Source organism: Pseudomonadales bacterium, assembly GCA_024234215.1.
In the GTDB taxonomy this organism is placed as follows: domain Bacteria; phylum Pseudomonadota; class Gammaproteobacteria; order Pseudomonadales; family UBA5862; genus JACKOQ01.
The window spans coordinates 168,112-182,464 of sequence record JACKOQ010000004.1 but is presented as its reverse complement, the minus strand read 5'-3'; the positions used below and the strand labels follow the sequence as shown (position 1 = coordinate 182,464).

At 66.2% G+C, this 14,353-nt stretch carries 10 protein-coding genes; 6 read left to right on the top strand and 4 right to left on the bottom strand.

Annotated elements, in window-relative coordinates:
- Positions 1 to 13 precede the first annotated feature (13 nt).
- The 3 genes from H7A13_09285 (at position 14) to thiO (ending at position 6,520) form a co-directional block, all read left to right on the top strand.
- Positions 14 to 4,813, top strand: coding sequence for a hypothetical protein (locus H7A13_09285; protein ID MCP5333530.1), 4,800 nt, complete (start codon positions 14 to 16; stop codon positions 4,811 to 4,813).
- A gap of 92 nt (positions 4,814 to 4,905) precedes the next feature.
- A complete protein-coding gene (locus tag H7A13_09280) occupies positions 4,906 to 5,343 on the top strand; it encodes a prepilin-type N-terminal cleavage/methylation domain-containing protein (GenBank protein ID MCP5333529.1) in 438 nt (145 codons plus the stop codon).
- Between the two features lie 70 nt (positions 5,344 to 5,413).
- A complete protein-coding gene (gene thiO, locus H7A13_09275) occupies positions 5,414 to 6,520 on the top strand; it encodes a glycine oxidase ThiO (protein ID MCP5333528.1) in 1,107 nt (368 codons plus the stop codon).
- Here the strand turns inward: thiO and H7A13_09270 are convergent.
- Genes H7A13_09270 through H7A13_09260 form a run of 3 tightly spaced genes read right to left on the bottom strand, consistent with a single transcriptional unit; the run spans position 6,507 to position 9,761 of the window.
- Positions 6,507 to 7,904 (bottom strand): sigma-54-dependent Fis family transcriptional regulator, encoded by a 1,398-nt coding sequence (locus H7A13_09270; protein ID MCP5333527.1) that lies wholly within the window; start codon positions 7,902 to 7,904, stop codon positions 6,507 to 6,509. The two genes, thiO and H7A13_09270, sit on opposite strands and share 14 nt — an antisense overlap.
- Positions 7,855 to 9,531, bottom strand: a complete 1,677-nt coding sequence (locus H7A13_09265; protein MCP5333526.1) for a HAMP domain-containing histidine kinase — start codon at positions 9,529 to 9,531, stop codon at positions 7,855 to 7,857. Before H7A13_09265 ends, H7A13_09270 begins: the two co-directional genes overlap by 50 nt.
- 2 nt (positions 9,532 to 9,533) lie before the next feature.
- Positions 9,534 to 9,761 (bottom strand): hypothetical protein, encoded by a 228-nt coding sequence (locus H7A13_09260; protein MCP5333525.1) that lies wholly within the window; start codon positions 9,759 to 9,761, stop codon positions 9,534 to 9,536.
- Between the two features lie 144 nt (positions 9,762 to 9,905).
- Here H7A13_09260 and H7A13_09255 point away from each other — a divergent pair, with 144 nt between their 5' ends.
- A complete protein-coding gene (locus tag H7A13_09255; GenBank protein MCP5333524.1) occupies positions 9,906 to 11,561 on the top strand; it encodes an NAD+ synthase in 1,656 nt (551 codons plus the stop codon).
- Between the two features lie 3 nt (positions 11,562 to 11,564).
- Here the strand turns inward: H7A13_09255 and H7A13_09250 are convergent, their stop codons facing one another.
- On the bottom strand, positions 11,565 to 12,506 hold the full coding sequence (locus H7A13_09250; GenBank protein ID MCP5333523.1) for an outer membrane protein assembly factor BamD: 942 nt from the start codon (positions 12,504 to 12,506) through the stop codon (positions 11,565 to 11,567).
- A gap of 150 nt (positions 12,507 to 12,656) precedes the next feature.
- On the opposite strand from H7A13_09250, the gene rluD reads away from it, so the two are divergent.
- Both rluD and pgeF read left to right on the top strand, forming a co-directional pair.
- Complete coding sequence (gene rluD / locus H7A13_09245; GenBank protein MCP5333522.1) at positions 12,657 to 13,613, top strand: 23S rRNA pseudouridine(1911/1915/1917) synthase RluD; 957 nt, start codon at positions 12,657 to 12,659, stop codon at positions 13,611 to 13,613.
- Positions 13,603 to 14,346, top strand: coding sequence for a peptidoglycan editing factor PgeF (gene pgeF, locus H7A13_09240; protein ID MCP5333521.1), 744 nt, complete (start codon positions 13,603 to 13,605; stop codon positions 14,344 to 14,346). Before rluD ends, pgeF begins: the two co-directional genes overlap by 11 nt.
- Positions 14,347 to 14,353 lie beyond the last annotated feature (7 nt).

The following is a 14,353-nucleotide window of genomic DNA, read 5'->3' as shown; positions in this document are numbered from 1 at the left end:
CCGGAGCACCCCCATGCCCGCCGCACTGTCACGCCTGCTGACCCTGCTGACCCTGCTGCTGAGCGCACCGCTGTTCGCCGCCCCCACCGGCAACCCCTCGAACTACACCAGCCTGCCGGTCACCGCGGTCGAGGCCACCCCGCCGCTGCTGCTGATCGCGATGTCGCGCGACCACGAGCTGTTCCGCAAGGCCTACTCCGACTACAGCGACATCGATGGCGATGGCCAGATCGACACCAGCTACAAGGACACCATCGAGTATCTGGGCAATTTCGACAGCAACTTCTGTTACCAGTACGACAACGACAAGTTCTCACCGATCGGTCAGGTCGACAGCGGCTCGCACCGCTGTCACACCACCGACGGCTGGAGCGGCAACTTTCTCAACTGGGCCAGCATGACCCGCATCGACCTGATCCGCACCGTGCTCCATGGCGGCAAGCGGCAGGTCGATCCGGTCACCAGCAGTGGCGCGGTGCTGCTGGAGCGCGAGCTGATCCCGCCCGACATCCATGCCTTTGCCAAGGTCTATGACGGTGCCGCCAGCGGCGCCATCGCGCTGGCCGACCTGGTGGAAGGCAGTCCGACCAATGGCGCCATCACGCTGTGCAATGTCTCCCAGTGGCCGGCTTCGACCAATCTGAGCGGCACCCTCAACACCACCAGCTACCCCCCCCTGCTGCGAGTGGCCTATGGCAATGTGGCGGCCGGCAAGGTTGGCTATCCCAACTGGGCCTCGACCGAGGTGGCGCAGTGTCAGTGGCATGGCACCACCCACCGGGACAGCGCTCTTGCCCAGCCCGATCGCCCCGTTGGCAATGACACCAGCAACGCCTACCAGGTGCTGGTGGAGCGCTGCGTCGCCGGCCAGGATGGGCCGCTCTCCGCCCGCTGCAAGCGCTACGACAACGGCACGCCAAACAATGCCAGCGATGACCTGTTCAAGCCGATCGGTCTGCTGCAACGCTATGGCGAGCGCGGCCAGATGCGCTTCGGGCTGATGACCGGCAGCTACGACAACAACAGCCATGGTGGTGTGCTGCGCCAGGGGGTCGGCCTGCTCAGCGAGGTCAATGTTGCCACCGGCCAGATCACTGCCGGCAGCCTGATCGGCACGCTCGACAAACTGCGCATCGCCACCTATCAGATGGACTTCTCGACCTCATCCCTTCTGCGCTATCCACCCTGCAATAGCTACGTCTCATCCGCAGCCGTCAAGGATGGCTCCTGCGCCGACTGGGGCAACCCGCTCGGTGAGCTCTACCTCGAAGCGGTGCGCTATCTGGCCGGCGCCAGTGCCGCCTCTGCGGCTTTCACTAGTTCGCCTTCGCCCTCCCGGTACAGTCCAGCGCCAACTGAAGCAGCCATGATTCCCGGGCTGACCCGGCTGACCAGTTGGAGCGACCCCTACAACTTCGGTCCCGGCAACAGTGCCGTGCCCTGCGCCCAGTGTGCGGTGCTGCTGATCTCCACCTCGCAGGGTTCGTTCGACTCGATGCGCGATGCAGCCGACTGGCCCTCCAGCGGTCTGCCGACTGGATTCGCCGTGGCCACGGCCACCAATGCCGTGCAGAACAAGGAGGGGCTGGATGGCGCCAGCGTGCTGGCCGGCCGGGTTGGCAGCAGTACCGACCAGGAGTGCAGCCCCAAGACGCTGGCGGCCGGCACGCTCGATCAGGCCGATGGCATCTGCCCCGAGGCCCCCAGCGCCGAGGGCGGCTACGGCATCGCCGGACTGGCCTACGAGGCGGCGATCAAGGATCTGCGTACTGGCCTCAATGGCACCCAGAAGATCAAGACCTTCGCGGTCTCGGTGGCCGAGGACCTGCCCAGCTTCACCGTCACCAGCGGCACGAAGCAGGCGCAGATCGTGCCGCTGTGCAGGTCGGAATACTCTGCCAACGGAAACGCTCCCTACCTCTTGCAGAAGTGCTCACTGATCGATGTGGTCAGCGAACCGCCCCCCGCCCCCGCCACACTCCCCTCGCCCTGCACCAACAATGGCAGTTACCACCGCTTTCTGCTGACCTGGGAGGGCACCGCCTGGGGCAGTGACTACGACTTCGACGCGGAACAGCGGCTGGAGTATTGCGAGGTGAACGGCACACTTCACGTCAGGACGGTCGTGACCAGAGACCAGGCCGATGCCGCCTTCGATATGGGCTTTACCTTGGTGGGCACCGATCCACAGCAGCCCATGAACTATCCAAAAGAGATCACGGTTGCGCAGGGCAGCAACGGCGGCGGCACGGCATCAGGCTTTCAAAATCTGTCGATCACCGGTGGCGGCACCACCCTGCAGAAACCACTGTGGCTGGCGGCCAAGTATGGCGGCTTCAATGACCTCGACAGCAGCAACTCGCCAAACGACCCACGCGAGTGGGACAGTGTCAACAACCTGACCGGTGCCGCAGGATCCGATGGCGTGCCCGACAACTACTTTCAACTGCGCAGCCCCAGCAGTCTGGAGGCGGCGCTGAACCGCATCTTCGCCTCGGTGGCCGGCTCGGTGGCCTCCGGCACCGCGGCGGCGGTGGTGGCGAACAATGTCTCCGGCGAGGGGGCGGTCTATCAGGCGCTCTACCATCCGCGCATCGAGGCGGGGCAGAACAGCATCACCTGGGCCGGCACGCTGCATGGGCTCTTCATCGATGGACAGGGCCGGCTGCGGGAGGATTTCGGTGGCAATTCCCCGACCACGGGCAATGCCACGCTCGATGGCTGCGATGTCGACCCGGTGGTGGAGATCTTCTTCGATTCGGTCAACCTGCCGACCGGCACCAAGATTCGCCGCTACAGCGGCGTCACGGCCGATTGCAGCAACATCAAGATCGTCACTCCCACGGTGCGGCCGCTGACCGATCTGAAGACGCTGTGGAATGCCCGCGATGAACTGGCACGGGCGGCAAACCATGCCCCACTCATGCCACAGCGCAACTATGCCGACATCGCCAGCAACGGCCGGGCGATCTACACCCGCGACCCTGCCGCCACCGATGGCACCCTGAGCGACTTCACCAGCACCGCCCTGGCCAGCCGCTTTCGCGAGCTGAACCCCGACACCAGCTCGGCCAATCCGCAAGGCGAGGCCACCGACATCATCAACTTCATCCGTGGCCAAGAGATCGCCGGCTACCGCAGCCGCACCATCGATTACGATGGCAATGGCGCCAAACCCTGGCTGCTGGGCGACATCATCAACAGCTCGCCGGTGGTGGTGGGCGCGCCCAACGCCGGCCATGACCTGCGCCTTGGCGACAGCAGCTATGCCGCCTTCAAGGCCAAATATGCCAAGCGCCGGCAGGTGGTCTATGTCGGCGCCAACGACGGCATGGTGCACGCCTTCAATGGCGGCTTCTGGGACGAGGCCAACAAGCAGTTCGCGACGACCGCCAACAACGGTGAGACCAGCCACCCGCTCGGCGCCGAACTCTGGGCCTATGTGCCGCAGAACCTGCTGCCGCACCTGCGCTGGCTGACCGCGCCCAACTATGAGCACATCTTCTATGTCGATGGCACCGCCCAGAGCTTCGACGTCAAGGCGTTTGCCAACGACAGTGACCACCCCGACGGCTGGGGCACCATTCTGGTGATCGGCATGCGCTTTGGCGGGGTGCCGATCGACATCGACGACGATGGTGATGGCAATACCCCCGACCGCAGCTACCGCTCGGCCTATCTGGTGCTCGACATCACCAACCCGGAGCAGCCGCCCAAACTGGTGGCCGAACTGAGCGATGGCCAGCTCGGCTTCACCACCGCGCTGCCGGCGCTGGTGCGGCGCCCCAACAACGGCTGGGAGCTGCTGTTCGGCTCCGGCCCGACCGCCTCGACGCCGCTGGCCAGCGCCGACGCGGTGAGCAGCCAGAATGCACAGCTCTACCGCTACGACCTGGTCAACAAAGCGTTCGTAACCGGTTTTGCACCGCTCGACCTCGGCAGTACGGCGGTCGCCAGCTTCGTCGGCGACCCGCTGGCGCAGGATTGGGATGGCGATGGCAACACCGATGAGATCTACTTCGGCCTGGTCGGCGGCACGGCCGGCAGCCAGAGCGGCGGGCTCTACCGGGCCGATCCGGACCTCGGCAGCGTCACCCAGGTGATCGGCACCCGCCCGATCATCGCCGCACCGATGGCGGTGCGCGACAACGCTGGCAAGAAATGGCTCTACGCCGGCGAAGGCAAGCTGCTGGCCGCCTCCGACCGCAACGAGACGGGCCAGAACAGCTTCTATGGCGTGCTGCTCGACAGCAGCAACACGGCGCTGCTGCGCACCGATCAGATTCAGGTCGCCAACACCGGCCTGCTGATCGACAGCAGTGGCACCGCGACGCCGCTGGTGGATGGCACAGTCACCATCAACGACTTCAACACGTTGAAGAACCACATCAGCACCAACAAGAAGGGCTGGGTCTACCAGTTGGCAGCGCCCGCGCCCGACCCCAGCGCACGGGTGATCAATCCGGCAACCCGCGCCGGCAGCACGCTCTTTTTCACCGACTTTCTGCCGCCGACCGGCAGCAGTTGCGACTTCGGGCAGAGCAGGCTCTATGGGCTGGACTACCAGAGCGGCACCGCCGCACCCCAGGCGGCCTTCGGTGACACCCAGACTCCCAACAATGCACTGCGGCTGACACTGCCCTACCTGAGCCTGGGCAGCGGGCTCTCCTCCAAGCCGGTGGTCTACATCGGCGAGGGTGGCAAGCGCTCGATCATCACCCAGCAGGAGACCGGCGCATTGACCAGCAGCGAGTTCACCGGCAGCACGGTCTCGCCGGGACGCAAATCGTGGCGCCGGCTGCCATTGCGCTGAGCAGCGGCCGGAAAAGTGACGCAGTCGGAAAAATTCGGTGGGCTTTCGTGGTATAACCGCGGCCAATCTGTTTGACCCGGAGTGGAAGCATGATGCGTGATCGATCGAATGGCAGTCGCCAGCGCCCAGGCGGCTTCAGCCTGATCGAGCTGATGGTGGCGCTCGCCATCGTCGGCATTCTGGCGGCCGTGGCCTACCCGGCCTACCGCGACAGCATCATGAAAAGCCGTCGCGCCGATGCCAAGATCGCGCTGACGCAAGGGGCGGCGCAGCAGGAGAAGTTCTTCAGCCGCTTCAGCCACTACAGCGGTACGCTGTCGGACATCGGCGGCGCCACCTCGCCCGAGGGCTACTACGGGCTGGCGCTCTCCACCACCAACGCGGGCCTGGGTTTCACGCTGACCGTCACCCCGGCAGCCAACAGCCCGCAACTGAAGGACCGCAGTTGCGCCACCTACACGCTCTCCCACACCGGCGCCAAGGTGGCGAAGAACAGCAGCAACACCACCTCCACCAACCTCTGCTGGTGACGCGCGATCCGTCCGGCAGCATGAGGGTCACCTCTGCCGGCAACAGCCGCCCGGCAATCGATTCCGTTCCATGCACGACTTTCTGATCATCGGCGGCGGCGTCATCGGCCTGACCTGCGCACTGCGGCTGGCCGAGGCCGGTGCCAGCGTCACGCTGCTGGAGCGGGGCGAGTTCGGCAAGGAGTCCTCCTGGGCCGGCGGCGGCATTCTGGCGCCGCTCTACCCGTGGCGCTATGCAGAGGCCATCAACGCGCTGGCGCTGCGCGGCCGACAGCTCTATGACCAGTGGCTGCCGCGGCTGCATCGGCAGTCTGGCATCGACCCGGAGCTGCACCGCTGCGGCCTGCTGCTGCTCGACAGTGACTGCATCGCCGAGGCCAGCGACTGGGCGCGGCAGTGGCGCCACGCCTGGGTGCGGCTCGACGGCGCGGCGCTCACAACGCACTTTCCGACACTGTCGCCCCGGACCGGGGAGGCGCTCTGGCTGCCGGAGCAGGCCAGCCTGCGCAACCCGCGCCTGCTGCAGGCGCTGCTGGCGGTGCTGGCCGACATGCCCCGGGTGCGCCTGGTGCCGCAGTGCACCGTGAGCGGATTGCGCACCGTCGGTGGCCGGGTCGAGGCGGTGCTCGGCAGTCAGGGCGAGTGGTGCGCCGATCAGGTGATCGTCACCGCCGGCGCCTGGAGCAGCTCACTGCTGCCAACGCCGCCCACGCTGCCGGTGACGCCGGTGCGGGGGCAGATGCTGCTCTATCAGGGCAATGGCTTGCTGTCGACCATGCTGCTGGCCGCCGGCCACTATCTGATTCCGCGCCGTGATGGCTTGATTCTGGTCGGCAGCACCGTGGAGCAGGTCGGCTTCGACTGTGCGGTGACCGCAGCGGCGCGCACCGAGCTGATGGCGGTGGCCGGCCAACTGCTGCCGGCACTGGCGGAGCGCGAACCGATCGCCCACTGGGCCGGTCTGCGGCCCGGCGCACCGCAGGGAACACCCTTCATCGGCCGCTGGCCGGGCATCGACAACCTGCACCTCAACTGCGGCCACTTTCGCAATGGGCTGGTGATGGCACCGGCGGCGGCCGAGCTGCTGGTCGATCTGCTGCTGGGGCAGCCGCCCCGGGTCGATGCCGCGGCCTTCGATCCAGCGCGGCTGCTGGCGGCGGCCGCTATTCGAGATTGAGCTTCTTCAGCCGGTAGCGCAGCGCGCGAAAGGTGATGCCGAGCTTTTTGGCCGCCTGGGTCTTGTTCCAGCGCGTCTCTTCGAGCGCGCCGATGATCGCCTGCCGCTCGATCTGCTCCAGATAGTGCTCCAGCGAGCCGGCCGGCATGGCCGCTTCGGGCGTGGCGGGGCGCACTGCGCGCTCGGCCGGTTCAGTGGTGGTGGCCGTGGCGCTCTCGCCATCGAGCAGCAGGTCGGCGGCTTCGATCCGCTCGCCTTCGCAGAGCGCGAAGGCGCGCTCCAGGATGTTCTCCAGCTCGCGCACATTGCCGGGGAAGCCATGGCGACAGAGCCGCTCGATGGCGGCGGAGGTCAGCTCCGGCGGCGGCAGCTGATACTCCAGCGCAATACGGGCCAGCAGCTCATGGGCCAGTTGCGGAATGTCCTCGACCCGCTCGCGCAGGCTCGGCACCCGCAGCTCGATGACGTTGATGCGGTAGTAGAGGTCATCGCGAAACAGCCCCTGTTCGATCAGCGCGCGCAGGTTCTTGTGGGTGGCGCTGAGAATGCGGGTGTCGACCGGCTGCTCCTGCTGGGCACCGATCGCGCGGACCCGTTTCTCCTGGATTGCCCGCAGCAGCTTGACCTGCATCGGCAGCGGCAGGTCGGCCACCTCGTCGAGAAACAGCGTCCCGCCGCTGGCCGCCTGGAACAGCCCCGGCTTGTCTTCCACCGCGCCGCTGAAGCTGCCCTTGCGGTGGCCGAAGAACTCGCTCTCCATCAATTCTGAAGGGATGGCACCGCAGTTGACCGGCACGAAGGGGCCGTCGCCGCGCGGCCCGAGCTGATGGATCAGCCGTGCCACCAGCTCCTTGCCGGTGCCGGATTCGCCCTGGATGTGCACCGGCGCCTGGCTGCGCGCCAGCTTGCGAATCTGGCTGCGCAGCGCCTGCATCACCGGGGAGTCGCCGGAGAGGCGCGCCAGCTCCGGCAGTGCGGCGACGCGCGCGGCCAGCGGCTGCATCGGCGCGAGCGCCTTCTCGACCAGTTCGCGCAGTTGCGCCAGCTCCACCGGTTTGGTGACGAAGTCGAAGGCGCCGGCCTTCAGCGCGGCAATGGCGCTGTCCATGCTGCCATGGGCGGTGATCATCGCGACCGGCAGCGCCGGATGGTGCAACTGGATGTGCTCGACCAGTTCGAGCCCGTTGCCATCGGGCAGCCGCATGTCGGTCAGGCAGAGGTCGAAACGCTGCGTCTGCAACAGTTGGCGTGCGCTGCGCAGATCTTCTGCGGCATGGCAGCCGTGCCCCATCCGCGACAGCGTCAGTGCAACCAGCTCGCGCAGGTCGGGCTCGTCATCGACGATCAGGATCTGCTTCTTCTGCGTCTGTGGGCTCTTTGCCATCCTGATGACCTGGGCTGCGCTCCGGGTGGCTGAAGGTGATGACGAAGCGGCTGCCGCCGCCGGCATCACGCTGATAATCGATGGTCGCCTGGTTGCTCTGGCACAGCTCACGGGCAATGTAGAGCCCGAGGCCGGAGCCCTTGGGCGCCGTGGTGAAGAACGGTTCGAACAGTGAGTCGAGCGCCTCGTCGGCAACCCCCTCTCCCTGATCGATGATGGCAAGATACGGCAGATCATGATCGCCGTCGATGCCGGCCTCGATGCGCAGGCTGGCCCGGCCGGTCGCCAGCCGACTGTAACGCAGGCCATTTTCGATCAGGTTGGTCAGAATCTGGGCCAACTGGCCGGGATCGACCCGCACCTCGATCGATTCCGGCTCGATCCGCCACACCAGCTCGGCCTCGGGCCAGGCCGGCAGAATGCTCTCGTGCAGGAACCGCTCGAGCCAGGGCGCGAGTGGCAGCAGCCCGGCGCGGGCATGGTCGCGGCGTGACAGCTGCTGCACATTCTCGATGATGCCATTCATCCGCCGGGCATTGCTCTGAATGATCTGGGCCAGCCGCCGCTGCTCGGCATCGGGCAGCGCCAGTTCGTCGAGCAACTGGGCGGCATGATTGACCGCGCTCAGCGGGTTGCGCAGCTCATGGGCAATGCTGGCGGTGAGCCGACCCAGCGATGCCAGCTTGAGCTGCTGCGCCTGCTGGGCCAGCAATGCCTGGTCTTCGATGAAGAGCAGCGTGTCGCTGTCGGGCTGATCGGTGAGGCGGGCGAAGCTCACCTGCAACTGCGGTCCCCTGGGCAGCGAGAACAGCGATGGCCGCAGCCGGGGCTGGCGCCGCCACTGTTCCAGACGAGTGAACAGCGGTTCGGAGAGCTGCCGCAATCCACCCTGCGCCGTCGGCGGAATCTGCGTCAGCAGGGTCGCAGCGCGGTTGATCATCCGGATGTCATCATTGCGGTCGAGCACCAGGATGCCGGTGCGCATCCGCTGGATGATCATGTGGTTGAGCTGCTGCAACTCGCTGATGTCACGTGCCCGTTGCCGTGCCAGTTCATCGCTGGCCAACAGCCGCCGCGACAACATCTGCATGCCGAGCGCAATGGCAAAGTAGAGCGTGCCCAGCACACCGGCCTGAAAGAAACGGTTGGACTCCTCGCCCGGCGGCAGCGCGGTCAGCAGCAGATAGCCCTCCTCACCGATCACCAGCAGCGTGGCCAGCGCCGCCAGCAGGGTGCCGATTCGTCCTTGCAGCAGGATGTTCCCGGCCGCCACCGCGATCAGGCTGAGGTTGCCAAGCCCGCTGGTCACCCCGCTGCTGCTGTACATCAGCAGCGTGAACAGCAGGATGTCGAAGCTGAACAGGGCGAACAGCCGGGCGGTGTTGAGGCTGGAGCCGAACAGCAACGCATGCAGCAGTGGCGCCAGCAGCGCGCTGAGCAGGTAACAGAGCGCAACGCTCAGGTAGAGTCTGGGCAGCAACTGCCCGAGATGGATCTGCCCCTCGTCGCCAAAGCGCATCACCAGCAGGACGATCGCCAGTATCAGCCGATAGTAGAGGTAGACACGGACCACCTGTCGGTCGGTGCGTGGCAACGACTGCTGCGGTGTCGCGAAGAGTGTGGCCACGTTCACGGCTTGGGGCGGTTGATGGCACGGTAACGCGCGCGGTGCGGTTCACCACAGAACCAGTGGTCGCCATCGCGAATCGCCTGCTCGGCCGGCAGATGCAGTTCACACTGGGCGCAGCGGACGAACTGCCCAAGCGGACGCTCCGCCGCACGGCGACTGCGTCGATGGCGCAGGTACAGATAGCAGGCAAACAGCAGCAGCGCGACAAAAAAGAGTCTGATCAGCATGGTGACCACGAAAGCGACGGACGGGCGTGCGGCAGACCGGCAGTCACGGTCGAAAGATCGACCGGCACGGACGGTTTTGGCCTTCTGACAACAGTCATTACAATACCGCCGTCATCCAATCGACACCAGAACGAACGAGGCACTATGACAACCACTTTGCGTGTGGTGATGGCGCAGATCAACCCCCTGGTCGGGGACATCAAGGGCAATGTCGAGCTGGTGATGCAGCAGGTGCGCCGGGCCGTTGCCGAGTTGCGCGCCGAGGTGGTGCTCTTTCCCGAGCTGGTGATCACCGGCTATCCGCCCGAGGACCTGCTGCTGCGGCCCAGCATGCAAATCCGGGTGGAGGACGCATTGCAGCAGCTGCGGCAGTTCAGCGTCGAAGAGCCACTCTGTCGCGGCGTCGACATCGTCGTCGGCTACCCCTTTCAGAAGAAGAGCGGCCGCTACAACATGGCCGGGGTGATCCGCGATGGCGAACTGATCGCCGAGTACCGCAAGCAGCGGCTGCCGAACTACCAGGTCTTCGATGAAAAGCGCTATTTTCAGCCGGGCGGGGCGCCCTGCGTCTACGACCGCGACGGCCTGCGCATCGGGCTGACCATTTGCGAGGATGTCTGGCAGGAGGGTCCGGTCCAGCAGGCCGCCGATGCCGGCGCCCAACTGCTGCTCAACCTCAATGCTTCGCCCTTCCACCGCCGCAAACCCTCGGAACGGCGCGAACTGCTCAGACACCGCGCCATCGAGGGCCGTCTGCCGATCGTCTATGTGAACCAGGTCGGCGGCCAGGATGAGCTGGTGTTCGATGGCGCGTCGATGGTGGTCGACCGCCATGGCGACTGCGTGGTGCAGATGGAGAGCTTCACTGAAGGGCTCTGCCTGGTCGAGTTCAGTGGCGATGGCAACGTCTGCGACGTCATCAGCCGCCAGCCACTGGCCGACCTCACGCTCGAAGCCTCGATCTACAACGCGCTGGTGGTGGGCGTGCGTGACTATGTCGACCGCAACGGTTTCAGCGGCGTGGTGATCGGGCTGTCGGGGGGCATCGACTCGGCACTGACGCTGGCCATTGCCGTGGACGCAGTCGGCGCCGACCGGGTGCAGGCAGTGATGATGCCGTTTCACTACACCTCGGCCATGAGTCTGGAGGATGCCGAAGCCCAGGCCCGCGTGATGGGGGTCGACTACAGCATCATTTCGATCGCACCGATGTACGACGCCTTCATGGCCGGGCTGGAAACCGAGTTCGCCGGCCTTGCCCCCGACACCACCGAAGAGAACCTGCAGGCGCGCTGCCGCGGGGTGCTGCTGATGGCCATCTCCAATAAAAAGCGCAGCATGGTGCTCAGCACCGGCAACAAGAGCGAGATGGCGGTCGGCTACTCCACACTCTATGGCGACCTGGTCGGTGGCTTTGCGGTGCTGAAGGATGTGCCGAAAACGGTGGTCTACGCGCTCTGCCACTACCGCAATGGCATCGCGCCGGTCATCCCGCAGCGGGTGATCGACCGGCCACCCTCTGCCGAGCTGCGTCCCGACCAGAAGGACCAGGACTCCCTGCCCCCCTACCCGCTGCTCGACGCGATCATCGAACTCTACATCGAGAATGACCTGAGCGCCGACGCGATCGTCGCCCGGGGTTTCGACGAAGCGGTGGTGCACAGGGTGGTGCGGATGATCGACCGCAACGAATACAAGCGGCGCCAAGCGCCGATCGGCGTGCGCATCAGCCAGCGCGCCTTCGGTCGCGACCGGCGCTACCCGATCACCTCGGGCTGGAGTCTGAAGGATCGGTTCTGAAGGCTAGCGCACGCCACCGGTCGGGTGGCGCGTCGGCGGCGGGGGTGCGGCAGAGGGCTGGGCCGCAGGCGCATCGCCGCTGCCGATCAGCCGTTTGAAAAAGCCGACGACCGATGACTCTTCCGCGGTGGCCGAGGCAGCGGCGCTCTGTGACGACTGCGCCTGATGCGGTTCATCGAGCCGCAGGGCGAAACTGAAGGTCCCACCGCGCAGACTCGGATGGTCCGGGTGGTTGAGCCGCAGCACCTCGACGGCGTCGGCCTGCAGTGCCGGCAGCTCCATCAGCCGGTAGCCCTCGGCCATCACCGCCAGCCCGTCACCGACCAGTGGCGAGTCAGGATAGTTCTCGACCAGGTAACGGCCCCGGTTGGCGGCGGCCAGATAGGCCTTGCGCTTGAAATAGTAGCGGGCGATGACGATCTCCCGCTCGGCCAGCTGGTTGCGCAGAAAGATCATCCGCTGCCGGGCGTCGGCGGCATAGGGACTGGTCGGAAAGCGGTTGACCAGCTGCGAAAAATCGAGGTAGGCCTGGCGGGCGTTGGTCAGATCGCGTTCTGCCGGATTCTGCGACAGATAGCGGGTAAAGCCCATGTCGTCGCGGTCGTAGTTGGCCAGCCCCTTCATGTAGTAGGCGTAGTCGACATTGGTGTGGGTCGGGTGCAGCCGGATGAAACGGTCGGCGGCAATCGCCGCGCTGTCATAGTCGAAGCTGCGGTACTGGGCATAGATCAGCTCCAGTTGCCCCTGCTGGCCGTAGGCGCCGAACGGATAGCGCGACTCGAGCGCCTGCAGCAGCTCGATGGCTTCCTGTATATTGTTCACATCGAGCGCCTTGCGCGCCTGGTTATAGTACTCCTGCTCGCTCAGTTCGGGCTTCTCCTTCTTCTCGCCAAACAGGGAGCAGCCACCCAGCAGCGTGGTCAGCGCCAACAGCAGCAGGAGCACGACAGCGGGAAGGGGGTCAATGCGATGATCGAAAGTGCGGTTTGAAATCACGATGGTGAGAAATCGAGAAGGAGATGAAACAGGCAAGCCGCCATTTAACCATAGCGCCCCGGCTGAACCAATCGCCGTCGGCCCCGCCGCCGCTTCGCCATGAGTGAAACCTGCATCAGACAGCAACTGCGCATTCCGCTCGAACTGGCCGGGCTGCGTCTCGATCAGGCTGCGGCGCAACTCTTTCCCGATCACTCGCGCGCACGGCTGCAGGGCTGGATCAGTGACGGCCAACTGACCGTCAATCAGCGGCGGATGCGACCGCGCGACCGTGTCGTCGGCGGCGAGGAGCTCAGCCTCGACGCGGTGCTCGAAGCGCAGGGCGATTGGCAGGCTCAACCGATCGAATTCAGGGTGCTGTTCGAGGATGACGACCTGCTGGTGATCGACAAGCCGGCCGGACTGGTGGTCCACCCCGCCGCCGGCAACTGGGAGGGCACCCTGCTCAATGGTCTGCTGCACCGCATCCCGCAACTGATCCAGTTGCCCCGCGCCGGCATCGTGCATCGCCTCGACAAGGAGACCTCCGGATTGATGGTGGTGGCCAAGAGCCTGCGCGCGCACACCTCGCTGGTCGGGCAGCTCCAGAACCGCAGCATGGGCCGCGACTACGAGGCGGTGGCCGAAGGCGCGATGATCGCAGGCGGCACGGTCGATCGACCGATCGGCCGCCATCCGCGACAGCGCACCAGGATGGCGGTGGTCGCGACCGGCAAGCCGGCCGTGACCCACTACCGCCTCCTGCACCGCTTTCGCCACTACAGCCACCTGCGACTGTCGCTGGAGACCGGCCGCACCCACCAGATCCGGGTGCACATGGCCGAACTGCACCATCCGCTGGTCGGTGACCGCGACTACGGCGGTCGTTTGCGGCTGCCGGCGGGCCTGGCGCCCGCACTGATTGAGGTGATCCGCGCCTTTCCACGGCAGGCACTGCATGCCAAGGCGCTGCGGCTGACCCACCCCCACAGCGGTGAAACCCTGCAGTGGGAGGTGCCGCTGCCGGCAGACATGCAGCAACTGCTGGAACAGTTGGCACAGCACGATGCAGCCTGAACCGACCCTGCTGTGGGCCGACTGGCCGGAACTGCCGGGCGTGCAGGCCGGCGTCACGCTGCGCCAACCGGGCCACAGTGCCGGCTCCTATGCCGGCTGCAACCTGGCGGATCATGTCGGCGACGATCCGGTTCGGGTCGAGCGCAACCGCCGGCAACTGGAGCAGCGGCTTGGGCTCCGCGCGCCGATCGACTATCTGACCCAGGTGCATGGCATCGAGGTCGCGCTGCTGCCGACCGCGTCACCACGCCCGGTTGCCGATGCTGCCATCCGCCGCACGCCCGGCGTTGCCGCGGTGCTGACCGCCGACTGTCTGCCGATTCTGCTCGCTGCCGAAACCGGCGATGAGGTGGCCGCACTGCATGCCGGCTGGCGCGGCCTGGCCGCCGGCGTCATCGAAGCCACGTTCGAAAAGCTGCGCGCGCCGCCCCGGAGCCTGCAAGTCTGGCTGGGACCGGCCATCGGCCCCTGTCACTTCGAGGTCGGCAGCGAGGTGCGCGCCGCCTTCGTGGCCCGGCAGCCAGCCGATGCCGAGGCCTTCACCCTCCACGGCGACCGCTGGCGGGCCGATCTCTACCTGCTGGCGCGCCGGCGGCTGCAGCGGTTGGGCGTGACCCGCATCTTCGGTGGCGGTCTCTGCACCCACTGCGATGGTGCGCGCTTCTACTCCTACCGCCGCGATGGCACCACCGGCCGCATGGCCAGCCTGATCCAGCTGCACTCCCCGGCTTGAATCGCCG

Coding starts and splice junctions, on each gene's coding strand:
- rluD (MCP5333522.1), top strand. CDS start 12,657: ATGAGTGAAACCTGCATCAGACAGCAACTGCGCATTCCGCTCGAACTG.
- H7A13_09260 (MCP5333525.1), bottom strand. CDS start 9,761: ATGCTGATCAGACTCTTTTTTGTCGCGCTGCTGCTGTTTGCCTGCTAT.
- thiO (MCP5333528.1), top strand. CDS start 5,414: ATGCACGACTTTCTGATCATCGGCGGCGGCGTCATCGGCCTGACCTGC.
- H7A13_09280 (MCP5333529.1), top strand. CDS start 4,906: ATGCGTGATCGATCGAATGGCAGTCGCCAGCGCCCAGGCGGCTTCAGC.
- H7A13_09255 (MCP5333524.1), top strand. CDS start 9,906: ATGACAACCACTTTGCGTGTGGTGATGGCGCAGATCAACCCCCTGGTC.
- H7A13_09270 (MCP5333527.1), bottom strand. CDS start 7,904: ATGGCAAAGAGCCCACAGACGCAGAAGAAGCAGATCCTGATCGTCGAT.
- H7A13_09285 (MCP5333530.1), top strand. CDS start 14: ATGCCCGCCGCACTGTCACGCCTGCTGACCCTGCTGACCCTGCTGCTG.
- pgeF (MCP5333521.1), top strand. CDS start 13,603: ATGCAGCCTGAACCGACCCTGCTGTGGGCCGACTGGCCGGAACTGCCG.